Annotated in this window: 15 protein-coding genes and 1 pseudogene; 9 read left to right on the top strand and 7 right to left on the bottom strand. The window is 73.2% G+C overall.

The window, feature by feature from the left end:
* The first annotated feature begins 5 nt into the window (after window positions 1-5).
* From WJM95_RS09135 to WJM95_RS09120, 4 genes are all read left to right on the top strand, one after another.
* Window positions 6-1,196, top strand: a complete 1,191-nt coding sequence (locus WJM95_RS09135; RefSeq protein WP_339129079.1) for a lipid-transfer protein — start codon at window positions 6-8, stop codon at window positions 1,194-1,196.
* 64 nt (window positions 1,197-1,260) lie between these two features.
* The gene (locus tag WJM95_RS09130; protein ID WP_339129078.1) at window positions 1,261-2,688 is read left to right on the top strand and encodes an MFS transporter; all 1,428 of its coding nucleotides are present in this window, start codon (window positions 1,261-1,263) and stop codon (window positions 2,686-2,688) included.
* 51 nt (window positions 2,689-2,739) lie between these two features.
* A complete protein-coding gene (locus tag WJM95_RS09125) occupies window positions 2,740-3,279 on the top strand; it encodes a SigE family RNA polymerase sigma factor (protein ID WP_339129077.1) in 540 nt (179 codons plus the stop codon).
* On the top strand, window positions 3,279-4,118 hold the full coding sequence (locus WJM95_RS09120) for a hypothetical protein (protein ID WP_339129076.1): 840 nt from the start codon (window positions 3,279-3,281) through the stop codon (window positions 4,116-4,118). Before WJM95_RS09125 ends, WJM95_RS09120 begins: the two co-directional genes overlap by 1 nt.
* Window positions 4,119-4,188: 70 nt before the next feature.
* Here WJM95_RS09120 and WJM95_RS09115 read toward each other — a convergent pair whose 3' ends face one another.
* Entirely contained in the window at window positions 4,189-4,821 is a 633-nt protein-coding gene (locus tag WJM95_RS09115; RefSeq protein ID WP_339135433.1) for a response regulator transcription factor, read from the bottom strand.
* A gap of 307 nt (window positions 4,822-5,128) precedes the next feature.
* On the opposite strand from WJM95_RS09115, the gene WJM95_RS09110 reads away from it, so the two are divergent.
* On the top strand, window positions 5,129-6,670 hold the full coding sequence (locus WJM95_RS09110; RefSeq protein ID WP_339129075.1) for an alpha-L-arabinofuranosidase B: 1,542 nt from the start codon (window positions 5,129-5,131) through the stop codon (window positions 6,668-6,670).
* Window positions 6,671-6,733: 63 nt separating this feature from the next.
* Here the strand turns inward: WJM95_RS09110 and WJM95_RS09105 are convergent, their stop codons facing one another.
* Window positions 6,734-7,558, bottom strand: coding sequence for an SDR family oxidoreductase (locus WJM95_RS09105; protein ID WP_339129074.1), 825 nt, complete (start codon window positions 7,556-7,558; stop codon window positions 6,734-6,736).
* 142 nt (window positions 7,559-7,700) lie between these two features.
* Here WJM95_RS09105 and WJM95_RS09100 point away from each other — a divergent pair, with 142 nt between their 5' ends.
* On the top strand, window positions 7,701-8,333 hold the full coding sequence (locus WJM95_RS09100; RefSeq protein WP_339129073.1) for a TetR/AcrR family transcriptional regulator: 633 nt from the start codon (window positions 7,701-7,703) through the stop codon (window positions 8,331-8,333).
* Between the two features lie 10 nt (window positions 8,334-8,343).
* On the opposite strand, the gene WJM95_RS09095 is transcribed toward WJM95_RS09100, so the two are convergent.
* From WJM95_RS09095 to WJM95_RS09085, 3 genes are read right to left on the bottom strand one after another with little or no spacing between them, the layout of a single operon-like run.
* The gene (locus WJM95_RS09095) at window positions 8,344-9,594 is read right to left on the bottom strand and encodes a sensor histidine kinase (protein WP_339129072.1); all 1,251 of its coding nucleotides are present in this window, start codon (window positions 9,592-9,594) and stop codon (window positions 8,344-8,346) included.
* A gap of 14 nt (window positions 9,595-9,608) precedes the next feature.
* Complete coding sequence (locus WJM95_RS09090; RefSeq protein WP_339129071.1) at window positions 9,609-10,328, bottom strand: ABC transporter permease; 720 nt, start codon at window positions 10,326-10,328, stop codon at window positions 9,609-9,611.
* On the bottom strand, window positions 10,328-11,209 hold the full coding sequence (locus WJM95_RS09085) for an ABC transporter ATP-binding protein (protein ID WP_339135431.1): 882 nt from the start codon (window positions 11,207-11,209) through the stop codon (window positions 10,328-10,330). Before WJM95_RS09085 ends, WJM95_RS09090 begins: the two co-directional genes overlap by 1 nt.
* Window positions 11,210-11,588: 379 nt before the next feature.
* Between WJM95_RS09085 and WJM95_RS09080 the strand changes: the two genes are divergently transcribed.
* From WJM95_RS09080 to WJM95_RS09070, 3 genes are read left to right on the top strand one after another with little or no spacing between them, the layout of a single operon-like run.
* Window positions 11,589-12,446, top strand: coding sequence for a MaoC/PaaZ C-terminal domain-containing protein (locus WJM95_RS09080; RefSeq protein WP_339129070.1), 858 nt, complete (start codon window positions 11,589-11,591; stop codon window positions 12,444-12,446).
* Between the two features lie 34 nt (window positions 12,447-12,480).
* Window positions 12,481-13,557 (top strand): Zn-dependent alcohol dehydrogenase, encoded by a 1,077-nt coding sequence (locus tag WJM95_RS09075; RefSeq protein WP_339129069.1) that lies wholly within the window; start codon window positions 12,481-12,483, stop codon window positions 13,555-13,557.
* 49 nt (window positions 13,558-13,606) lie between these two features.
* Window positions 13,607-14,557, top strand: coding sequence for a 3-oxoacyl-ACP reductase (locus tag WJM95_RS09070; protein ID WP_339129068.1), 951 nt, complete (start codon window positions 13,607-13,609; stop codon window positions 14,555-14,557).
* A gap of 189 nt (window positions 14,558-14,746) precedes the next feature.
* Here WJM95_RS09070 and WJM95_RS09065 read toward each other — a convergent pair whose 3' ends face one another.
* Together WJM95_RS09065 and WJM95_RS09060 are read right to left on the bottom strand one after the other, a co-directional pair.
* Window positions 14,747-14,917: a hypothetical protein gene (locus WJM95_RS09065; protein ID WP_339129067.1), complete on the bottom strand. Its 171-nt coding sequence runs from the start codon at window positions 14,915-14,917 to the stop codon at window positions 14,747-14,749.
* Window positions 14,918-16,363: 1,446 nt separating this feature from the next.
* A pseudogene (locus tag WJM95_RS09060) lies at window positions 16,364-17,407 on the bottom strand (hypothetical protein); the annotation flags it as partial.
* Between the last annotated feature and the right edge of the window lie 82 nt (window positions 17,408-17,489).

Here is a 17,489-nt window from a genome sequence, read left to right as displayed (position 1 = left end):
GCGCCATGAGGACGTACGTCGTCGGGGTCGGCATGACCCGGTTCGAGAAGCCCGAGACCCGCGAGTGGCCGTACTGGGACATGGTCCGGGAGGCCGGTACCGCCGCCCTGGCCGACGCCGGGATCGCCTACACGGACGTGGAACAGGTCCCGGTCGGCCACTGCTTCCAGCCCTCCACCGCCGGCCAGCGCGCCGCCTACGAACTCGGCCTGACCGGCGTGCCCGTGTACAACGTCAACAACAACTGCGCCACGGGGGCCAGCGCGTTCATGCTGGCCCGGCAGTTCGTCCAGGGCGGCGTCAGCGACTGCGTGCTCGCGCTCGGCTTCGAGAAGATGAAGCGGGGATCGCTCGGATCGGGCGCCGACGGCGGGGACTTCGCCACCTCGCCCGTCGCCCGGCACTACGGGATCATGGCCGCCCGGCACGGCTTCGAGATGTCCCCGCCCACCGCGCAGATCTTCGGCGACGCGGCCCGCGAGCACATGGAGCGGTACGGCACGACCGAGGCCCAGCTCGCCGCCGTCGGCGCCAAGAACCACCGCCACTCCGCGAACAACCCGTACGCCCAGTTCCAGGACGTGTACTCCGTCGAGGAGATCCTCGCCGCGAAGGCCGTGCACCGGCCGCTGACCCGGCTCCAGTGCTCGCCCACCTCGGACGGCGCCGCCGCGGCCGTCGTCGTGTCCGAACGGTTCGCCGAGCGGCACGGGCTGGAGGACCGGGCGGTCGAGATCGTCGCCCAGGCGATGACCACCGACACCGAGGAGTCCTTCGCCTCCGGCTCCTGCATCGACGTCGTCGGCCTGCCGATGTCGCGGGAGGCCGCGCGCCGGGTCTACGAACGCTCCGGGCTCGGCATCGAGGACGTGGACGTCGTGGAGCTCCACGACTGCTTCTCCGTCAACGAACTGCTGACCTACGAGGCGCTCGGCATGTGCGCGGAGGGGGAGTCGGGGCCCCTCGTGGAGTCGGGGGCCACCACGTACGGCGGACGCTGGGTGGTGAACCCCTCCGGCGGACTGATCTCCAAGGGCCATCCGCTGGGCGCGACGGGCATCGCCCAAGTCGCCGAGCTGGTCTGGCAGTTGAGAGGCGAGGCCGAGGCGCGGCAGGTCCCGGGGGCCCGGGTCGCCCTGGCCCACAACATCGGCCTCGGCGGCGCGGCGGTGGTGACACTCCTGCGCAGGTCCTAGATCCGGCGCCGTAGACCCGGCTGGGCCGAAATCCTGATGCAAGGACCGTAAGCGGGTTGAGAGCATGACACTCATGCTCCGAGCCGTTGAAGACACCAGGACGTCAGCCCGTACCGCCCCGCCCACCTGGCTGGTGATCGCGCTCGCGTGTGCCGGACAGTTCCTGGTCGTCCTGGACGTGTCCGTCGTCAACGTGGCCCTGCCCTCCATGCGGGCCGACCTCGGGCTGAGCGCCACCGGACTCCAGTGGGTGGTGAACGCCTACTCGATCGCCTTCGCCGGATTCATGCTGCTCGGCGGGCGGGCCGGTGACCTGTACGGGCGCAAGCGGATGTTCCTGGTGGGCCTCGCGCTCTTCACCCTCGCCTCGGCCGCCGGCGGCCTCGCCCAGGAAGGCACCCAACTGCTCCTCGCGCGCGCCGCGCAGGGGCTGGGGGCCGCGGTGCTCGCGCCCTCGACCCTGACGATCCTGACCTCGGCCGTCCCCGAGGGCGCGGCCCGCGCACGGGCCATCGCGACCTGGACCGCCGTGGGCGCCGGCGGCGGCGCGGCGGGCGGACTCGTCGGCGGACTGCTGGTCGACGGTCTGTCGTGGCGCTGGGTGCTCCTCATCAACGTCCCCGTCGGAGCGATCGTGCTGGCCGGCGCGGCCCGCCGGCTGACGGAGAGCCGGGCCGGGGACGGACGGCGGCTCGACCTGCCGGGCGCCCTCCTGGTGACGGCGGGACTCGCGACCCTGGCGTACGGGATCGTGCAGACGGAGGCCGAGGGCTGGGCCGCGGCGGCGACGCTCGTGCCGCTCTGCGCGGGAGCCGCTCTCATCGGGGTGTTCCTGGCCGTCGAGGCGTGGACGGCGGCGCCGCTGATGCCGCTGAAGCTGCTGCGGCTGCGGTCGGTGTCCTCGGCGAACGCGGCCATGTTCGTCTCCGGTTCCGCGATGTTCTGCATGTGGTTCTTCATGACGCTGTACGCGCAGAACGTGCTCGGCTACTCGCCGCTGGGCGCGGGCCTGGCCCTGGTGCCCAGCTCCCTGGCCGTGGTCATCGGCTCGAAGACGGCGCCGCGCCTGATGCCGGTCGTCGGGGCGCGCAACGTGGCGGTCATCGGCACGCTCCTGGCCGCGGCCGGCTTCGGCTGGCAGTCGACCATGACGGCGGACGGCTCGTACCTCACGGCGATCATGCTGCCCGGCGTCCTGATGATGGCGGGCGCCGGTCTGGCCGCGACACCGCTGGCCGCGCTCGCGACCTCGGGCGCGGTGCCGGAGGACGCCGGGCTGGTGTCGGGACTGGTCAACACCTCACGGGTGATGGGCGGTTCGCTGGGACTCGCGATCATGTCCACGATCGCGGCGACCCGGACCGGCGGAAGTGTCTCCGGCGAGGCGCTGACCGCCGGATACGCCCTGGCGTTCCGGGTCAGCGGCGTGATGCTGCTGGCCGGCGCGCTGATGATGCTCCTGTGGCTGCCGCGGGGAATCTCCCGGCGGTGAGGCAACGAAATCCGGTGCCCGCGGACTCCTTCAGTCATCGAGGAGGTACTCATGGGGGATCGGAAACAGGCTCGGGACGCGGAGTTCCAGGCCTTCGTCGTCGGCCGCTGGCCGCGGCTGATGCGTACGGCCTTCCTCCTGACGGGGGAGCGGCACGCCGCCGAGGACCTGGCCCAGACGACGCTGGAGCAGGTGTACGTGGCCTGGCGCAGGGTCGGTTCGGCCGACGAGCCGGAGGCGTACGTACGGCGCGTGATGATCAACGCGCACGCACGCGGACACCGCAGGAAGCTCAAGGAGTTCCTCGCCCCGAAGGACGACTCGGGGCTGGGCCGCGAGGTGCCCGACGGCAGTGACCCGATCGGCCGCGCCGACGACCGCGGCGCCCTGGTCACGGCACTGGCCGGGCTGCCGCCGCGTCAGCGACAGGCGGTGGTCCTGCGCTACTGGGAGGACCTGAGCGAGAGCCAGGCGGCCGAGGCGATGGGCTGCTCGGTGGGCGCGGTGAAGAGCAACGCGGCCAAGGGGATCGCGAAACTCCGTGTCCTGCCCGGCTTGGCGGACAGGGTGACGCACGAGGGGCGGAAGTGATGAGCGCGAACCGGGAGACGGATCACGGCATGGCGACGGACGCGGACATCGCTTTCCTGCTGGCCCGGGCGGCGGACGAGGTCGAGATCGGCATGGCCCCCTGCCAGGCGGTGCTGCGCGGCGGCCGGCGCCGCAAGGCGCGCCGCTGGGCGACGGCGGCAGCGGCGGCCCTGGTCATCGCGGGCTCCACGGGGACGCTGGCGCTGGCGGGGGGTACGGGTGCGGACGACGGCAGGGGGGTCGCGCCGGCCGTCACCGCGCCGTCGACGCCGGAACAGCGGCACGTGTACGAGCCGCGGACGACCACGCTGGCCACGGCGTGGGACCACGGCAAGGAGTGGAGCGTCACCGTCATCGTCTGGGGTGCGCCGAAGGACGAGGAGGAGGCGCAGTACCAGCGGAGCCAGATGGGCGAGTACGGCCTCACGCCGACGGGTACCGAAGTCGCCTCGGACCTCATCGGCAAGAGCTGGGTCTTCGTCGACCTGCTGGTGGGCGAGGGGCATCCGACGACGGTGCTGGACGGGCCGGCCGAGAAGGGCGACTCGTTCTCGGGCGCGGACATCGAGGCCGCGTCGGTGCCGCTGCGGACCGGCCGGGCCGGTACGGCGGGGGCGTATCGGCTGCTGGTGATCGGCAAGGTCGCTCCGACCGCCCGTAAGGCCACGTGCAGTTGGAGCGACGGCACGTCGACCCTGGTCCCGCGGGCGTCCGAGGGCGCCGGTTTCGCCAAGGAGCTCAAGCCGGTGATCCGCCCGGTCGCGGGCTCCCCGGCCAACTGGTTCGTGTGCCTCGCCCCGGCGGGTACGAGCTACAAGTCGGCGGCGGTGACCAGGTGAGGTGAGCGGAGGGGCGCGCGTCCCGCCCGGGCGGGACGCGCGTCGGCGGAGGGCGCCCGCCGGGGGCCCGCTACAGCCAGCCCTGTTGACGGGCCTCGCGCAGCGCCTCCATGCGGTTGCGGGTGCCCGTCTTGCCGATGGCCGAGGACAGATAGTTGCGGACGGTCGATTCGGACAGGTGCAGCTTGGCGGCGATGTCGGCGACGGTGGCGCCGTCCACGGACGCGTTCAGGACGTCGCACTCGCGGGCCGTGAGCGGACTGGGCCCGGCACTCAGCGCGGCGGCGGCGAGCGCCGGATCGATGACGGTCTCCCCGGTCAGCACCCGCCGGATCGCCTCGGCCAGTTCCTCGACGGGCCCGTCCTTGACCAGGAACCCGGCGGCGCCCGCCTCCATGGCCCGCCGCAGATAGCCGGGGCGGCCGAAGGTGGTGAGGATCAGCACCCGGCAGTCGGGCGCCTGCTCCCGCAGTTCGGCGGCGGCGTCCAGCCCGCTCATCCCCGGCAACTCGATGTCCAGCAGGGCCACATCGGGCCGGCCGGTCAGCACCGCGTCCACGATCTCGTCCCCCGCGGACACCTGCGCGACCACCTCGATGTCCGGCTCCATCCCGAGCAGCAGGGCGAGCGCCCCGCGCATCATCTTCTGGTCCTCGGCGAGCAGGACACGGACGGACTTGGCGGGCCGGTGGTCCCGGGGCATCTCGTTCACGCGGCCAAGCGTAAGGCGGCAGGGGCCCCGGGCCGCCCGCTCGGCGGGCTTCGGCGGCTTCCCGGACGACGCCGTCGTTCGGCTCCGCGCGTCTTGACGGCCCCCGGGCACGGGCAAATAATCGCCTCGGAATTCAACGAGCCCCTTTGGCATTCCCGAGCCGGGGCGTTTCCGTAATCGTTCGGAATGTCGACCGGGAATGGGTTCGGTATATCGATCGAACGATGTCCGGTATTTCGACCGGGCACCCGCACTGTCCTACCAGGAACGGAAGAGGTGCACCGTGTTGTCGTCCTTCGTGCGCTTACGAAGTCTCAGAAACACCGCCCTGGCCGTGCTGTCGGTGATGGCGGCCGTGGTCGCGTTCGCCGTCGGCACGCCGTCGGCCACCGCCGCGGGGTCGCTCCCCTGTGACGTCTACGCCACCGCGGGCACCCCCTGCGTGGCCGCGCACAGCCTCGTCAGGGCGCTCTCCTCCTCGTACGGCGGCTCGCTCTACCGGGTGCGGCGCGCCTCCGACGGAGCCACCGCGGACATCGGTCTCCTCGCGGCCGGCGGATACGCGAACGCGGCCGCCCAGGACTCCTTCTGCAACGGCACGACCTGCGTCGTCACGAAGATCTACGACCAGTCCTCGCGCCACAACGACCTCACGATCGAGGGCGCGGGCGGGGCGGGCGCGGCCGATGTCGGGGCGCCCGCGGACGCGTTGCCGGTGACCGCGGGCGGCCACCAGGTCTACGGTCTGGAGATCTCGGCCGGCATGGGTTACCGGGACAACTCCACCTCGGGGGTCGCCACGAACGGGGCGGCCGAGGGGATGTACATGGTGACCTCGGGCACCCATGTCAACGGCAGCTGCTGCTTCGACTACGGCAACGCCGAGACCAACAACCTGGACACCGGCAACGGCCACATGGACGCGATCAACTTCGGCACCGAGTGCTGGTTCTCGCCCTGCTACGGCCAGGGGCCCTGGGTGCAGGCCGACCTGGAGAACGGGCTGTTCCAGTCGGACGCCGGATACAGCAGGAACACGTCGAACACCGGCACCGGCGCGATGCCCTTCGTGACCGCTCTGCTGAAGAACAACGGTCAGGACCATTTCGCGCTGAAATACGGCAACGCGCAATCGGGCGGTCTCACGACCACCTATTCCGGGGGCGAGCCCACCACGAGCGGCTACTCGCCCATGCATCAGGAGGGCGCGATCGTCCTGGGCACGGGCGGCGACAACAGCAACGGCTCCATCGGGTCGTTCTTCGAGGGCGTCATGACCTCGGGCATTCCGACGGACGCCGCGGACAATCTGGTGCAGTCGAACATCGTGTCCGTCGGCTACGGCGGCTCGACCGGCAGCACCGGCTCGCTCACGGCGGGGTCCGAGATCTCGCTGCGCGCGACCACCGCCTGCTGCACGACCGACTACCTCCGCCACCAGGCGGACGCGGCGGTCGTCTCGGCCGTCACGTCGGCCAGTTCGGCACTCGACAAGGGCGACGCCACCTGGATCGTGCGCAAGGGACTGGCCGACGGCTCCTGTTACTCCTTCGAGTCGCGGAACTACCCGGGCGACTTCCTGCGGCATTTCAACTTCCGGCTCTACCGCCAGCCCATGACCGGCACGGCGCAGTTCAGACAGGACGCCACGTTCTGCGCGGGGACGGGCAAGAGCGGTACGGGGACCTCGTTCGCGTCGTACAACTACCCGACGCGTTATCTCCGGCACTACGACTACGCCGTCTACATCGCGAGCGACGGCGGCTCGAACTCCTTCGACAGCACCACCTCGTGGACGGACGACGTGAGCTGGGCCGTCACGGCACCCTGGGCGCCGTAGCCGCCCGCCGGTTCGCCGACGGCCGGACGGCCGCCCGCGCGGCGACCGTCCGGCCGCCGCGGGTCAGCGGCCGGTGGCCAGGTTGGCCCCGCCGGTGCAGTCGAGGACGACCCCGGTCATGAAGCCGTTGGTGGCCAGCAGATGCAGGGCGCGGGCTATGTCGCCGGGGTGCCCGACCCGGCCCGCCGGGGTGGAGTCGGCGATCCCCTGGAACAGCGCCTCGCGCCGCGCGGCGGGCATGGCGTCCCACCAGGGCGTGTCGACGACCCCGGGGGAGACCGCGTTGATCCGCAGCGGCGCCAGTTCGACGGCGAGCGGCGGGACCATCGCCTCCAGGGCGCCGTTGATCGCGGCGAGTCCGGCCGTGCCGGGGAACGCGGCGCGCGCCGAGGCGGCGGTCACCAGCGTCACGGAGCCGTCCGCCCGCAGGTGCGGCAGGGCGGCCCGCAGGATGCGCACGTAGGGCCAGAACTTGGCGGCGAACCCGGTCTCCAGTTCGGCGAGGTCCAGTTCGGCGAAGGGGCCGGCGCCCGCGGCCCCGCTGAGCGACAGGACCAGGTGGTCCAGTGGGCCGGACCGGTCGAAGAACGCGTCGATCTGCGCCGGGTCCGTGCCGTCGAGGCGGTATGTGCTCGTCTTGCCGCCGATCCGTCCGGCGGCGGCCTCCAGCTTCTTGCGGTCGCGGCCGGTGACGACCACTTCGGCGCCGTCCGCGGCGAAGAGGGCCGCCGCGGCCTCGCCGATGCCGGAGCTGCCGCCCATGACGACGACACGCTGTCCGGCGAGGGGGAGGCCGGGCGGGAGGTCGGCGCCGGGGCCGGTGTCGGTGGTGCCGTACGGGGTGCTCTCAGGTCGTGTGGTGCTCGTGGTGCTCGGGGTGGTGCTCATGGCGGGGCTTCCCCTTCCGGAGCGTCGAGGCTGCTGCTGAGCCACTTGACGAGACTGTCGGTCTCGTTAAAGTGTTGCCGAGACCGCCAGTCTCGTCAAGGGATCGCGGAACCGCGTCGCCGGAATGGGAGAAGATCGGGCCATGGAAGCGAACGACACCGAGGGAGCGGCCACCGGTACGGGGCGGGGGGAGCCCGGTGCACGGCCGCACACCGGCCGGCGACGGAACGAAGCCGCGCGGCAGGCCGTCCTCGACGCGGCGCTGCGGCTGCTCGTGGAGTCGCGGGGCGCCCCCATCACCGTGGAGGCCGTCGCGCGCGCGGCCGGCGTCGGCAAGCAGACCCTCTACCGCTGGTGGCCGTCCAAGGGAGCCGTCCTGCTGGACGCGCTCACCGACCGCGCCGGCCAGGACGTACCGCCGCCCGACACCGGATCGCTGCGCGAGGACCTGCGCACGGTGGTCGCCGCCACCTTCGACGCGGCCCAGCGCGCCCCCTGGGGCCCGGCCCTGCGCACCCTCGTCCGCGAGGCGGCGGCCGACCCCCACCTCGCCGAGCTGCTGCGCGCCTACACCGGCACCCGGCGCGCCCTGCTGCACGACGTCCTCGACCGCGGCCGCGCGCGCGGCGAACTCCCCGCCGACCGGGACCTCGACCTCATGGTCGACCAGGTCTACGGCCTGTTCTGGTACCGCTTCCTGCTCGGGCACGCCCCCCTCGACGCGGCCGCCGCGGAACGCCTCACCGACGCGCTGCTCGGACCCGGCACCCCCTGAGGGGCGCCGCTCACCGCGACGCCTCGGTCAAGTCCACCGCCTCCACCGGGAGTTCGGCCCGCACCTCGAAGCCGCCGCGCGGGGTCCGGCCCGCCCGCAGGGACCCGCCGGCCGTCGCGAGGCGCTCGGTGAGCCCCTTGAGGCCCGTGCCGCCCACACCCGGCTCGGGCTCCGCGGGGGAGGCGCCGGTGCCGTTGTCCGAGACCGTCAGCCGGACGAGGTCCACGGTGCCGTCGACGGTGATCTCGCAGCGCGTCGCGTCGCTGTGGCGCACCACGTTGGTGACGGCCTCGCGCAGCACCCAGCCCAGCAGGGCCTCCGTCTGCGGGACCAGGGGCGGCCCCGACTGCCGTACGACCGGCTCCACCCGCGCCGCGGACAGCGCCGAGCGGGCACCGTCCAGCTCCGTGGCGAGACTGCCCTCGCGATAGCCGGTGACCGCCTCGCGGATCTCCGTCAGCGCCTGCCTGCCGACCGACTCGATGTCCGTGACCTGCACGAGGGCCGCGTCCAGATCGCGGGGAGCCAGCCGGCGGGCCGCCTCCGACTTCACCACGATGACGGAGAGCGTGTGCCCGAGCAGGTCGTGCAGGTCGCGGGAGAAGCGCATCCGCTCCTTCTCCACCGCCCGGCGCGCCAACTCCTCCCGCGCCGCCCGCAGTTCGCGCACCGCCTCGGACAGGGAGAGGATCGCGGCCGTGACCATCGTGGACAGGAAGGTGCCGTAGGCGACGTTCACCGCGTCCCAGCCCGCCCGGACGGCGGAGACCGCCGCCGCGAGCGCCGTCAGGCCGAGCCCGATCCTCCCGAGCCAGGGCCCGCGCACCACCGCCCCGGTGGCCAGCCCGAGCAGCGGGAAGAAGTACAGCCAGCTTCCCCCGTACCCGAGGGCGAGCGCGCAGGTGATCACGCCCATCATCACGAGCGCGACGCGGGTGGAGCGCGCCTCCCGCGTCGTCTTCACGAACGCCCGGAACGTCACGTAGATGTACAGGGAGTTGAAGGCCAGCAGGCCCAGCCCGCCGACCCAGGGCTGCGGGGTCGTGCCCTGGAGGAGATTGGAGAAGGCGCCCATCCCCAGCAGCAGCCACGGCAGCAGCGCGAAACCGGTCGGCGGCGGCCCCGGGTTCTCCGGCAGGGCCGCGCCGCTCCTGCGCGCGGCCCGCCGCTCGGCCTTGAAGCGCTCCATGTCGGCCTTCCAGCGCCGCCGTTCGGCCCGCAGCGCGCGGATCTGGCAGCGAATGCCTTCCATCCTGGGCATGTCCCGCTCCCCGTTCAGACAGTGCGTGCGGATCGACGGTACGAGATCACGGCGTACGAACCGAACAGCAGCAGCCAGGCGGCGAGGACCGCCATCGCCGTGACGCCGGGTGCCCGGCCCTCGGTGACCGACACGCCCAGCTGGGCGAAGCGGTTCGTGGGCGTGTACGCGGAGACCGAGCGCAGCCAGCCGGGGAAGAGGGCGAGCGGGAACCACAGCCCGCCGACCACCGCGAGCCCCAGATTGCACACCATGTTCACGACACCGGTCGTCTGCGCGGTCATCCGGTAGCCGTTGCCGAGGCCCAGCAGGGTGAAGGGGACCGAACCGAGCCACAGCAGCAGGGCCGTCGCGGCCCACTGCCAGGCGTCCAGCCGTACGCCGTTGACCAGACCGCCGGCCGCCAGAACCGCGACGATGGCGGGCAGCACGGTCACCGAGCCGGTCAGAGCGCGCCCGAGCACCACCTGGCGCGAGGTCATCGGGGTCACCCGGAGCTGCCGCAGCCAGCCGGTCACCTTGTCCTCGGCGACCCCGCCGCCGGTGTTCAGCGCCGAGCCGACCGCCCCGTACGCGGCCATGCCGACCATCGAGGCGGTCCTCCACGCCCCGTCGTCGCCGCCGCCGAGGTTGGTGAACAGCAGATACATCATCACCGGCATCGCGACGCCGCCGATCACGAAGCCGGTGTCGCGCAGCGTCCGGCGCACTTCGAGCCGCAGATAGTCGAACATCACACCGTCTCCCGTTCGTCCGAGGTGAGGGCCATGAACGCGTCGTCCAGGGACGCGGGGACGACCTCCAGGCCGCGGATCGCGCCCCGTTCGGCCAGCGCGATCACCGTCGCGTCCGAGTCGTCGGTGCGCAGCCGGGCCCGCCGCCCGCGCACCTCCACCGCCACCACGCCCGGCAGCAGCGCCAGGTCGTCCGGGACCGGCCCCGCCAGGTCGAAGGAGACCAGGTTGCCGCCCGCCGCCCGCCGCAGCTCCTCCCCGCTCCCGTCCGCGACGATCCGCCCCTTGTCGACGACGACGATCCGGTCGGCGTGCGCGTCGGCCTCCTCCAGATAGTGCGTGGAGAACAGCACGGTGTGACCGCGCCGCGCGAAGGCACCCATCGACTCCCAGAACGCGTGCCGTGCCTCCACGTCGAGCGCCGCCGTGGGCTCGTCCAGCACGATCAGCGCGGGGTTCCCGGCGAGCGCCACCGCGAACCGCACCCGCTGCGCCTGTCCGCCGGACAGCCGGTCCACGCGCCGCCCGGCCAGTTCCGTGATGCCCGCCAGGCGCAGCGCCTCGGCCACCGGGAGGGGGTGCGGATAGCGTCCCGCCACGAAGGAGACCAGCTCGTGGACCGTGACCCGCGGCACCGGCCTGGCGTCCTGGAGCATCGCGCCGACCCGTCCGGCGCGCACCGCGTCCTGCGGGCGGGCGCCGCAGAGTTCGACCGAGCCCTCGTCCGGCTCGTTCAGGCCGAGCAGCAGGGAGATCGCCGTCGACTTTCCCGCCCCGTTGCGGCCCAGCAGCGCCACCGTCTCGCCGGCCGCCACGTCGAGGTCGAGACCGGCGACCGCGCGCACCTCGCCGAAGGTCTTGACCGCGCCCCTGAAGCGCACCGCGGGTGCCGTCCCGGCCACCGGTGGCGCGGACGTCCCCCGCGGCTCTCCCGCCGCCTCCGTCGTCGTCCCCGTCGTCTGTGTCATGGCTACGACGCTAGGGGTCGGGGGCGCCGCCCCGGCAGAGGCAACTGTCAGCGATCGGCCGGGACAAATGTCACGGCCACCGGCGCGACGCGCGCGAAAAACCTTCACCACGACTCGATCTGACATGGCGTCAGTAGTCTTCACAAGTGCTGGACGCTCGGCTATACAAGGGGTCGCCGGACTGGAACGCGTTCTAGAACGAGCGTGTCCCGCGGCCCAGTGTCGACCTCGGTGCGGCCGACGGTGCGGACGGCCGCACCGAGGTCTTTCGCGCAGTCGAGCAAGGAGCCCCATGCCCATTGACGCCGCCAAGGCCGTCGCAGCCCAGCCGCGGACCGGCGAGATCGCCTGGAGCCACAAGGACGTCCAGCTCTACCACCTGGGGATCGGGGCGGGCGTGCCCGCGACCGACCCCGACGAGCTGCGCTACACCCTCGAATCCAGGCTGCACGTCCTGCCGAGCTTCGCCACCGTCGCGGGCGCCGGCTCACCGGGCGTGATCAGCGGGCTCTCCATGCCCGGCGTCGACGTCGACCTCGCCCGCGTCCTGCACGGCGGCCAGAGCGTCCGCCTGCACCGCCCGATCCCCGCCGAGGGCACGGCCACCGCCACCGGGCGCATCGCCGCCGTCTACGACAAGGGCACCGCAGCCATCCTCGTCATGCGCACCGAAGTGGCCGACACCGACGGCCCGTTGTGGACCAACGACGCCCAGATCTTCGTGCGCGGCGAGGGCGGCTGGGGCGGCGACCGGGGACCGGGCACCCGGCCGGCGGCCCCCGCGGGACCGCCGGACAGGACCGTGGAACGCCCGGTCCGCGAGGACCAGGCCCTGCTCTATCGGCTGTCCGGCGACTGGAACCCCCTGCACGCCGACCCCGAGTTCGCCAAGCTCGCCGGGTTCGACCGGCCCATCCTGCACGGGCTGTGCACGTACGGCATGACGCTCAAGGCCGTCGTCGACACCCTGCTCGGCGGCGATGTGACCCGGGTCCGCTCGTACAGCACCCGCTTCGCCGGAGTCGTCTTCCCCGGCGAGACCCTGCGCATCCGGATGTGGCGGAACGACGGCGGGGTCCGGGTGGCGGTGAGCGCGGTCGAGCGGGACGACGCGCCGGTCCTCGCCGACACCGTCGTCGATCACGTCTGACACCCGTAGGAACCGTCCCGAGGGGAGCCGCACCATGCGCGCAGCCGTACTGCACGAGACAGGCCAGGACAAACTGGAAGTCCTCGACGACGTCGAGGCGGTGGGCTTCGGGCCCGGCAAGGTGCGCGTCCGGGTACGGGCCACGGGGCTGTGCCACTCGGACCTGTCCGCCATGAACGGCGTCCTGCCCCAGCCCGCGCCGTTCGTGCCGGGACACGAGGGCGCGGGCGAGGTCACCGAGGTCGGCGAGGGCGTCACCCATGTGAAGCCCGGCGACCGGGTCGTCATCTGCTGGCTTCCCGCCTGCGGTGCCTGTCCCTCCTGCAAGCGGGGCCAGACCGAACTGTGCCTGGCCGGATTCATGAACGCGGGCACCCCCAACTTCAAGCGTCCCGGCGGTGACGTCTTCGGCTTCGCGGGCACCGGCACCTTCGCCGAGGAGGTCGTCGTCGCCGCCGGCTGCGCGGTCCCCATCCCCGCCGACGTGCCCTTCGACATAGCCGCCCTGATCGGCTGCGGCGTCACCACCGGACTCGGCGCTGCCCTCAACACCGCCGACGTGGAGGCCGGTTCGTCGGTCGCGGTGATCGGCTGCGGAGGCGTCGGCATCTCCGCGATCCAGGGCGCCCGGCTCAAGGGGGCCGCCGAGATCGTCGCCGTCGACCCGGTCGCCTCCCGCCGCGAGGCGGCCCTCCGCTTCGGCGCCACCCGGGCCGTGGCGCCCGACGAACTCGCCGACGCCAAACAGTCGGTGACCGCGGGCGAGGGCTTCGACTACGTCTTCGAGGTCGTCGGAAAGTCCGCCACCGCCCGCACCGCCTACGACCACACCCGCCGCGGCGGCACCCTCGTCGTCGTCGGCGCCGGCGCCATGGACGACCACCTCCAGCTCAACATGTTCGAGCTGTTCTTCGACGAGAAGCGCATCCTGCCCTCGATGTACGGCGGCGGGGACGTCCTGCGTTCCTACGAGCGCACGATCGCCCTGTGGCGCGCGGGCCGCATCGACCTCGAAGGCCTGATCACCCACCGGGTGCCGCTGGCCGGGATCAACGAGGCGCTCGACCAGATGCGTTCGGGCACCGCGCTCCGGACGTGCATAGAGATCTGACCCGGGCACCCGCCGGCGCCGACCGCCACCACAACCGCTAAGGACCCTGATGTCACTGCCACTCGAAGGGCTCACCGCGATCGTCACCGGCGCGGGCCGCGGGCTCGGCCGGGCCGAGGCTCTGGAACTGGGCCGGCTGGGCGCGGCCGTCGTCGTCAACGACTACGGACAGCCCGGACGGGACGGCTCGGGCGCGGCCTCGGCCACCCCGGCCGAGGAGGTCGCCGCCGAGATCCGCGCGGCGGGCGGCCGGGCCCTCGCCCACACCGGGGACGTCTCCGACCACGAACAGGCCCGCGAACTGGTCGAGTCGGCCGTCACGGGCTTCGGGAAACTGGACATCCTCGTCAACAACGCGGGCATCCTGCGCGACCGGATGGTCTTCTCGATGACCGAGGACGAGTGGGACTCGGTCGTCAGGGTCCACCTCAAAGGCCATTTCAACACCACCCACTTCGCCTCGGTCCACTGGCGGGCCCGCTCCAAGGCGGCCGGCGGGTCGGTCTTCGGACGGATCGTGAACACCTCGTCGGAGGCGTTCCTCGCGGGCTCCGCCGGGCAGCCCAACTACGCGGCGGCCAAGGGCGGGATCGTCGGCCTGACCACCTCGACGGCGCTGGCCCTGGCCAAGTACGGCGTCACCGCCAACGTCATCTGCCCGCGCGCCCGCACCCGGATGACGGAGGACGTCTTCGCCGGATTCGATCTGCCCGAGGACGGTCTCGACCCGCTCGCCCCCGAGCATGTCGCCCCGCTCGTCGGCTACTTGGCCTCTCCCGCCGCCGCGCACGTCAACGGACAGCTTCTCGTGGTGCACGGCGGCATGGTCGCGGTCGTCGAACGGCCCCGGGTGGCGGCGAAGTTCGACAGCAAGCAGGACACCTTCAGTCACGACGAACTCGACGCGCTGCTCACCCCGTACTACGCGGACCGGCCGCGCGGCGAGACGTTCGCGGCCGCGGAGGTGCTGGCGCTCAAGCGGGAGGGCTCCCCCCGCTGAGCGGACGGCCACCCGCGGACCGGCCCGCATCGGTCCGGCCCCACGGGACACGGGCCGCCCGGACATCGTCCCGAATCGGTTAGGCCCGCCCGGACGCGGCCCCGAACCGATACGGCCCCGCTCGCCATGGTGCGAGCGGGGCCGTGTGTCGTTCGGTGTGCCCTGGCCGGCAGGGCGCTCCGCGGACCGTCAGGCCGTCGTGGCCTGCTGGCCGGACGGCTTGCGGTGGCGGCCGTGAGGGGTCGCCTCGTCGTCGTGGCCGGAGACCGGGCCGCGGTGTCTGCCGTGGCCCTCGGACCCGGCCGCCGACGCCTCGTGGACGTCCCCGACCGGCGCTTCCATGGTGCTGGTGTCGTTCATTTAAGTGTTCACCCCGTATGCAAGATCCTTCTTTACAGCCGGGGGAGTCTAACGTGCGGTCATCGCACGGGAGTCGGAGGGTGACGTTTCTTCGCCCGTGCCGTCCCTTTTCTCCTCGTCCGTGTGGGCCAGTACACACGGACCGCCGGACTCCGCGTCCCCGGGTGTGTGCGGGGCGGGGGGGAGGGGGCGCAGGGTGACCTGGCCCCTGAACTCGCCGACGGGCGGCGGACCGTCGGGGGTCCCGTTCCCGGGAGCGGTGCCGTCCGGGGAAGCCGACCGCGTGCGGGTGCCGAAGCGCATGCCGGGCGGGGGTGTCTCGGCGACCTTGGTCCAGAGCAGTGGTGCGACCGGGGCCGGGGCCGGGGCCTGTGCCTTGGCGGCCGCGACGGTGCCGGTGGTGGTGCCTGTGTCGGTGTCCGCCGTGGAGTAGGTGTCCGTGCCGAGGCCGGCACCGACCGGCATGGCCGGTGGAATCGGCTCGGTCGTCTCGATGACGACGGTCATGCCGCCCGGGAGCGTCCCGTCGGCCCTGGTCCGCAGGCCCATACCGGGCGGGGGTGTCTCGGCGACCTTGGTCCAGAGGCCCGGCTCGGTCGTCGGTGTTCCGGCGGGCGCGGCCCGGCGCGCCGGCTGCGGCGCGGGAGCCATGGGCGCGGGCGACGTACCGATGGACTCCATGGGCATGGGGGCGGACGTCGTGGGCGCCGGCTGCGTGGGCCTGGACGCGGACATCATGGGCGTGGGCGGCCGGGGGACCCGGGTCCAGCGGCTGGGCCGCACCGGTCCGGTGGCCTCGGGCGCACGCGGCACGGCGGGCGGGAGCGGTTCGGCCTCCCCTCCCGGGAGCGGTACGACGGGGGGCAGCTCCCCGTCCGCCCGGTGGCCGGAGTGCGGGTCGGCCCCCGGCACCCCGGCGGGCGAGGTCCTGAGGATGAGGCTCGTCACCGTCGACTGCGTCTCCGGGCCCTCGGGCACGGGGCCGGCACCGGTCTGCGATGCCGGGGATCCCTCGGGTGCGGGGCCCGCACCGGTCTGCGATGCCGGGGACCCCTCGGGTGCGGGGCCGGCACCGGTCTGCGATGCCGGGGACCCCTCGGGTGCGGGGCCGGCACCGGTCTGCGATGCCCAGGATCCCTCGGGCACGGGGCCCGCGCCGGCCTGCGATGCCCAGGACCCTCCGGGCACGGCGCCCGCACCTGTCCCCGCTGCCAGGGGCCCCTCGGCCGCGCGGGCCGCCGCGTCCTTGCGGGCGCGGGCGATGCCGTCGCTCAGTGCCAGATGGGCGGGGATCGCCCGGGGCGGGTCGATGACCGCCGGAGACTGCGGGGACGGACCGGACGGGCGTGCGGTCCGCAGGGGCGCCTGCTGGAGGGGGACCGGCCGGGGTGCGGGGAGGCCGGGGAGAGCCGGATCCCCCGTGTTCTGCTCCTCCTCGGAGGCATCCAGCCGGGCGACACCACAGGGGACGCCCCCGGTGACGTACGGCAGCCGGAGCACTCCCTCCGCGGTCCACAGCCCGGTGCCGGGCAGCCAGCCCTCGGGCGCGGGGCGATGGTGGATCCGCCGCTCGGACGGGCGCCACACCCCCACCCAGGTGCCGCCCGGCCCGTCGAGGCGCAGGGCGACCGCGCAGGACTCGGGGGTGAGCACCTGGCCCGGCTGGATCGCGAACGGGCTGATCGAACAGCCCGTCGCGCTCAGACAGTCCGGGAAGCGGACGGGCAGGGTGCTGCCCAGCACGCCCCAGCCGAGCCGGTCCCGGCCCGGAGAGGGAGCGTCGGACCGGATCAGCAGCAGCCCGCTGTCCGCGTCCGCGAGGAGCAGGCGGTCGTTGCTGTGTTCCGCGATCTGGAGGAGCGGCGACACCTCGCCGCTCCGCTCCAGGTCGACGACCACGGTCTTGGTGCGGCCGTGCAGGGAGCGGTCCAGTGCGAGCAGGCGCCCCGTCCCGTCCAGCCAGACCCCGCCCGAGCAGTGGCCCGGCACCTCGGCCAGATGCTCCGGGCCGAACGCGCCGCCCGCCACCAGCCACACCGCCGTCGATCCCCGGCCCACCGCGAGGGCGTAGGCACGTTCGCCGTCCGGCGAGGGCGGCAGCAGCCGCAGCACCGTGCCGGCGTCGGGACACTCCACCGCGCCGAGCGGAAGCTCGCCCGTGCCGGGACCGGTCGGGTACAGCAGGGCGAAGGTGTGGCGTCCGTCGTCCACGCGATGGATCAGCACCCTGCCGTCGGACAGCGGCAGCACCTCGGTGCCGGGCTCCTCCGGCTGCGGACCGGGCAGCGGTACGGCGTACGGCTCGGGTCCGTCCAGCGTCCAGCGCTCCGGGTACCAGCGCTCGCCGTCGTGGGCGAGCCGTGCCCCGTAGGCGCCGTCGGCGGTGATCACACAGCCGGGAGGAGCGGCCCACCGGCTCGCGGCGTCACCGTACTCGGCGCCGCTCGCGTGCCCGCTCTGCACCAGGGGTTCTCTCGCACCGGCCGTCATCGTTCGGTCACCTCCGGCGACGAAGGTAGTTTTCGCACGCACAGGCGGGGAGGCGACGGGCTGCTGCTTCACACATAAGGGT

The sequence above is a fragment of the Streptomyces sp. f51 genome (assembly GCF_037940415.1).
Taxonomy (GTDB): Bacteria; Actinomycetota; Actinomycetes; order Streptomycetales; family Streptomycetaceae; genus Streptomyces.
This window is presented reverse-complemented; position numbering and strand designations above follow the sequence as displayed.

What these genes read in the sequence shown, in the direction of transcription:
- WJM95_RS09135 (WP_339129079.1), top strand. Translation starts at nt 6, where the DNA reads ATGAGGACGTACGTCGTCGGGGTCGGCATGACCCGGTTCGAGAAGCCC.
- WJM95_RS09130 (WP_339129078.1), top strand. Translation starts at nt 1,261, where the DNA reads ATGACACTCATGCTCCGAGCCGTTGAAGACACCAGGACGTCAGCCCGT.
- WJM95_RS09125 (WP_339129077.1), top strand. Translation starts at nt 2,740, where the DNA reads ATGGGGGATCGGAAACAGGCTCGGGACGCGGAGTTCCAGGCCTTCGTC.
- WJM95_RS09120 (WP_339129076.1), top strand. Translation starts at nt 3,279, where the DNA reads ATGAGCGCGAACCGGGAGACGGATCACGGCATGGCGACGGACGCGGAC.
- WJM95_RS09115 (WP_339135433.1), bottom strand. Translation starts at nt 4,821, where the DNA reads ATGCCCCGGGACCACCGGCCCGCCAAGTCCGTCCGTGTCCTGCTCGCC.
- WJM95_RS09105 (WP_339129074.1), bottom strand. Translation starts at nt 7,558, where the DNA reads ATGAGCACCACCCCGAGCACCACGAGCACCACACGACCTGAGAGCACC.
- WJM95_RS09100 (WP_339129073.1), top strand. Translation starts at nt 7,701, where the DNA reads ATGGAAGCGAACGACACCGAGGGAGCGGCCACCGGTACGGGGCGGGGG.
- WJM95_RS09095 (WP_339129072.1), bottom strand. Translation starts at nt 9,594, where the DNA reads ATGCCCAGGATGGAAGGCATTCGCTGCCAGATCCGCGCGCTGCGGGCC.
- WJM95_RS09090 (WP_339129071.1), bottom strand. Translation starts at nt 10,328, where the DNA reads ATGTTCGACTATCTGCGGCTCGAAGTGCGCCGGACGCTGCGCGACACC.
- WJM95_RS09080 (WP_339129070.1), top strand. Translation starts at nt 11,589, where the DNA reads ATGCCCATTGACGCCGCCAAGGCCGTCGCAGCCCAGCCGCGGACCGGC.
- WJM95_RS09075 (WP_339129069.1), top strand. Translation starts at nt 12,481, where the DNA reads ATGCGCGCAGCCGTACTGCACGAGACAGGCCAGGACAAACTGGAAGTC.
- WJM95_RS09070 (WP_339129068.1), top strand. Translation starts at nt 13,607, where the DNA reads ATGTCACTGCCACTCGAAGGGCTCACCGCGATCGTCACCGGCGCGGGC.
- WJM95_RS09065 (WP_339129067.1), bottom strand. Translation starts at nt 14,917, where the DNA reads ATGAACGACACCAGCACCATGGAAGCGCCGGTCGGGGACGTCCACGAG.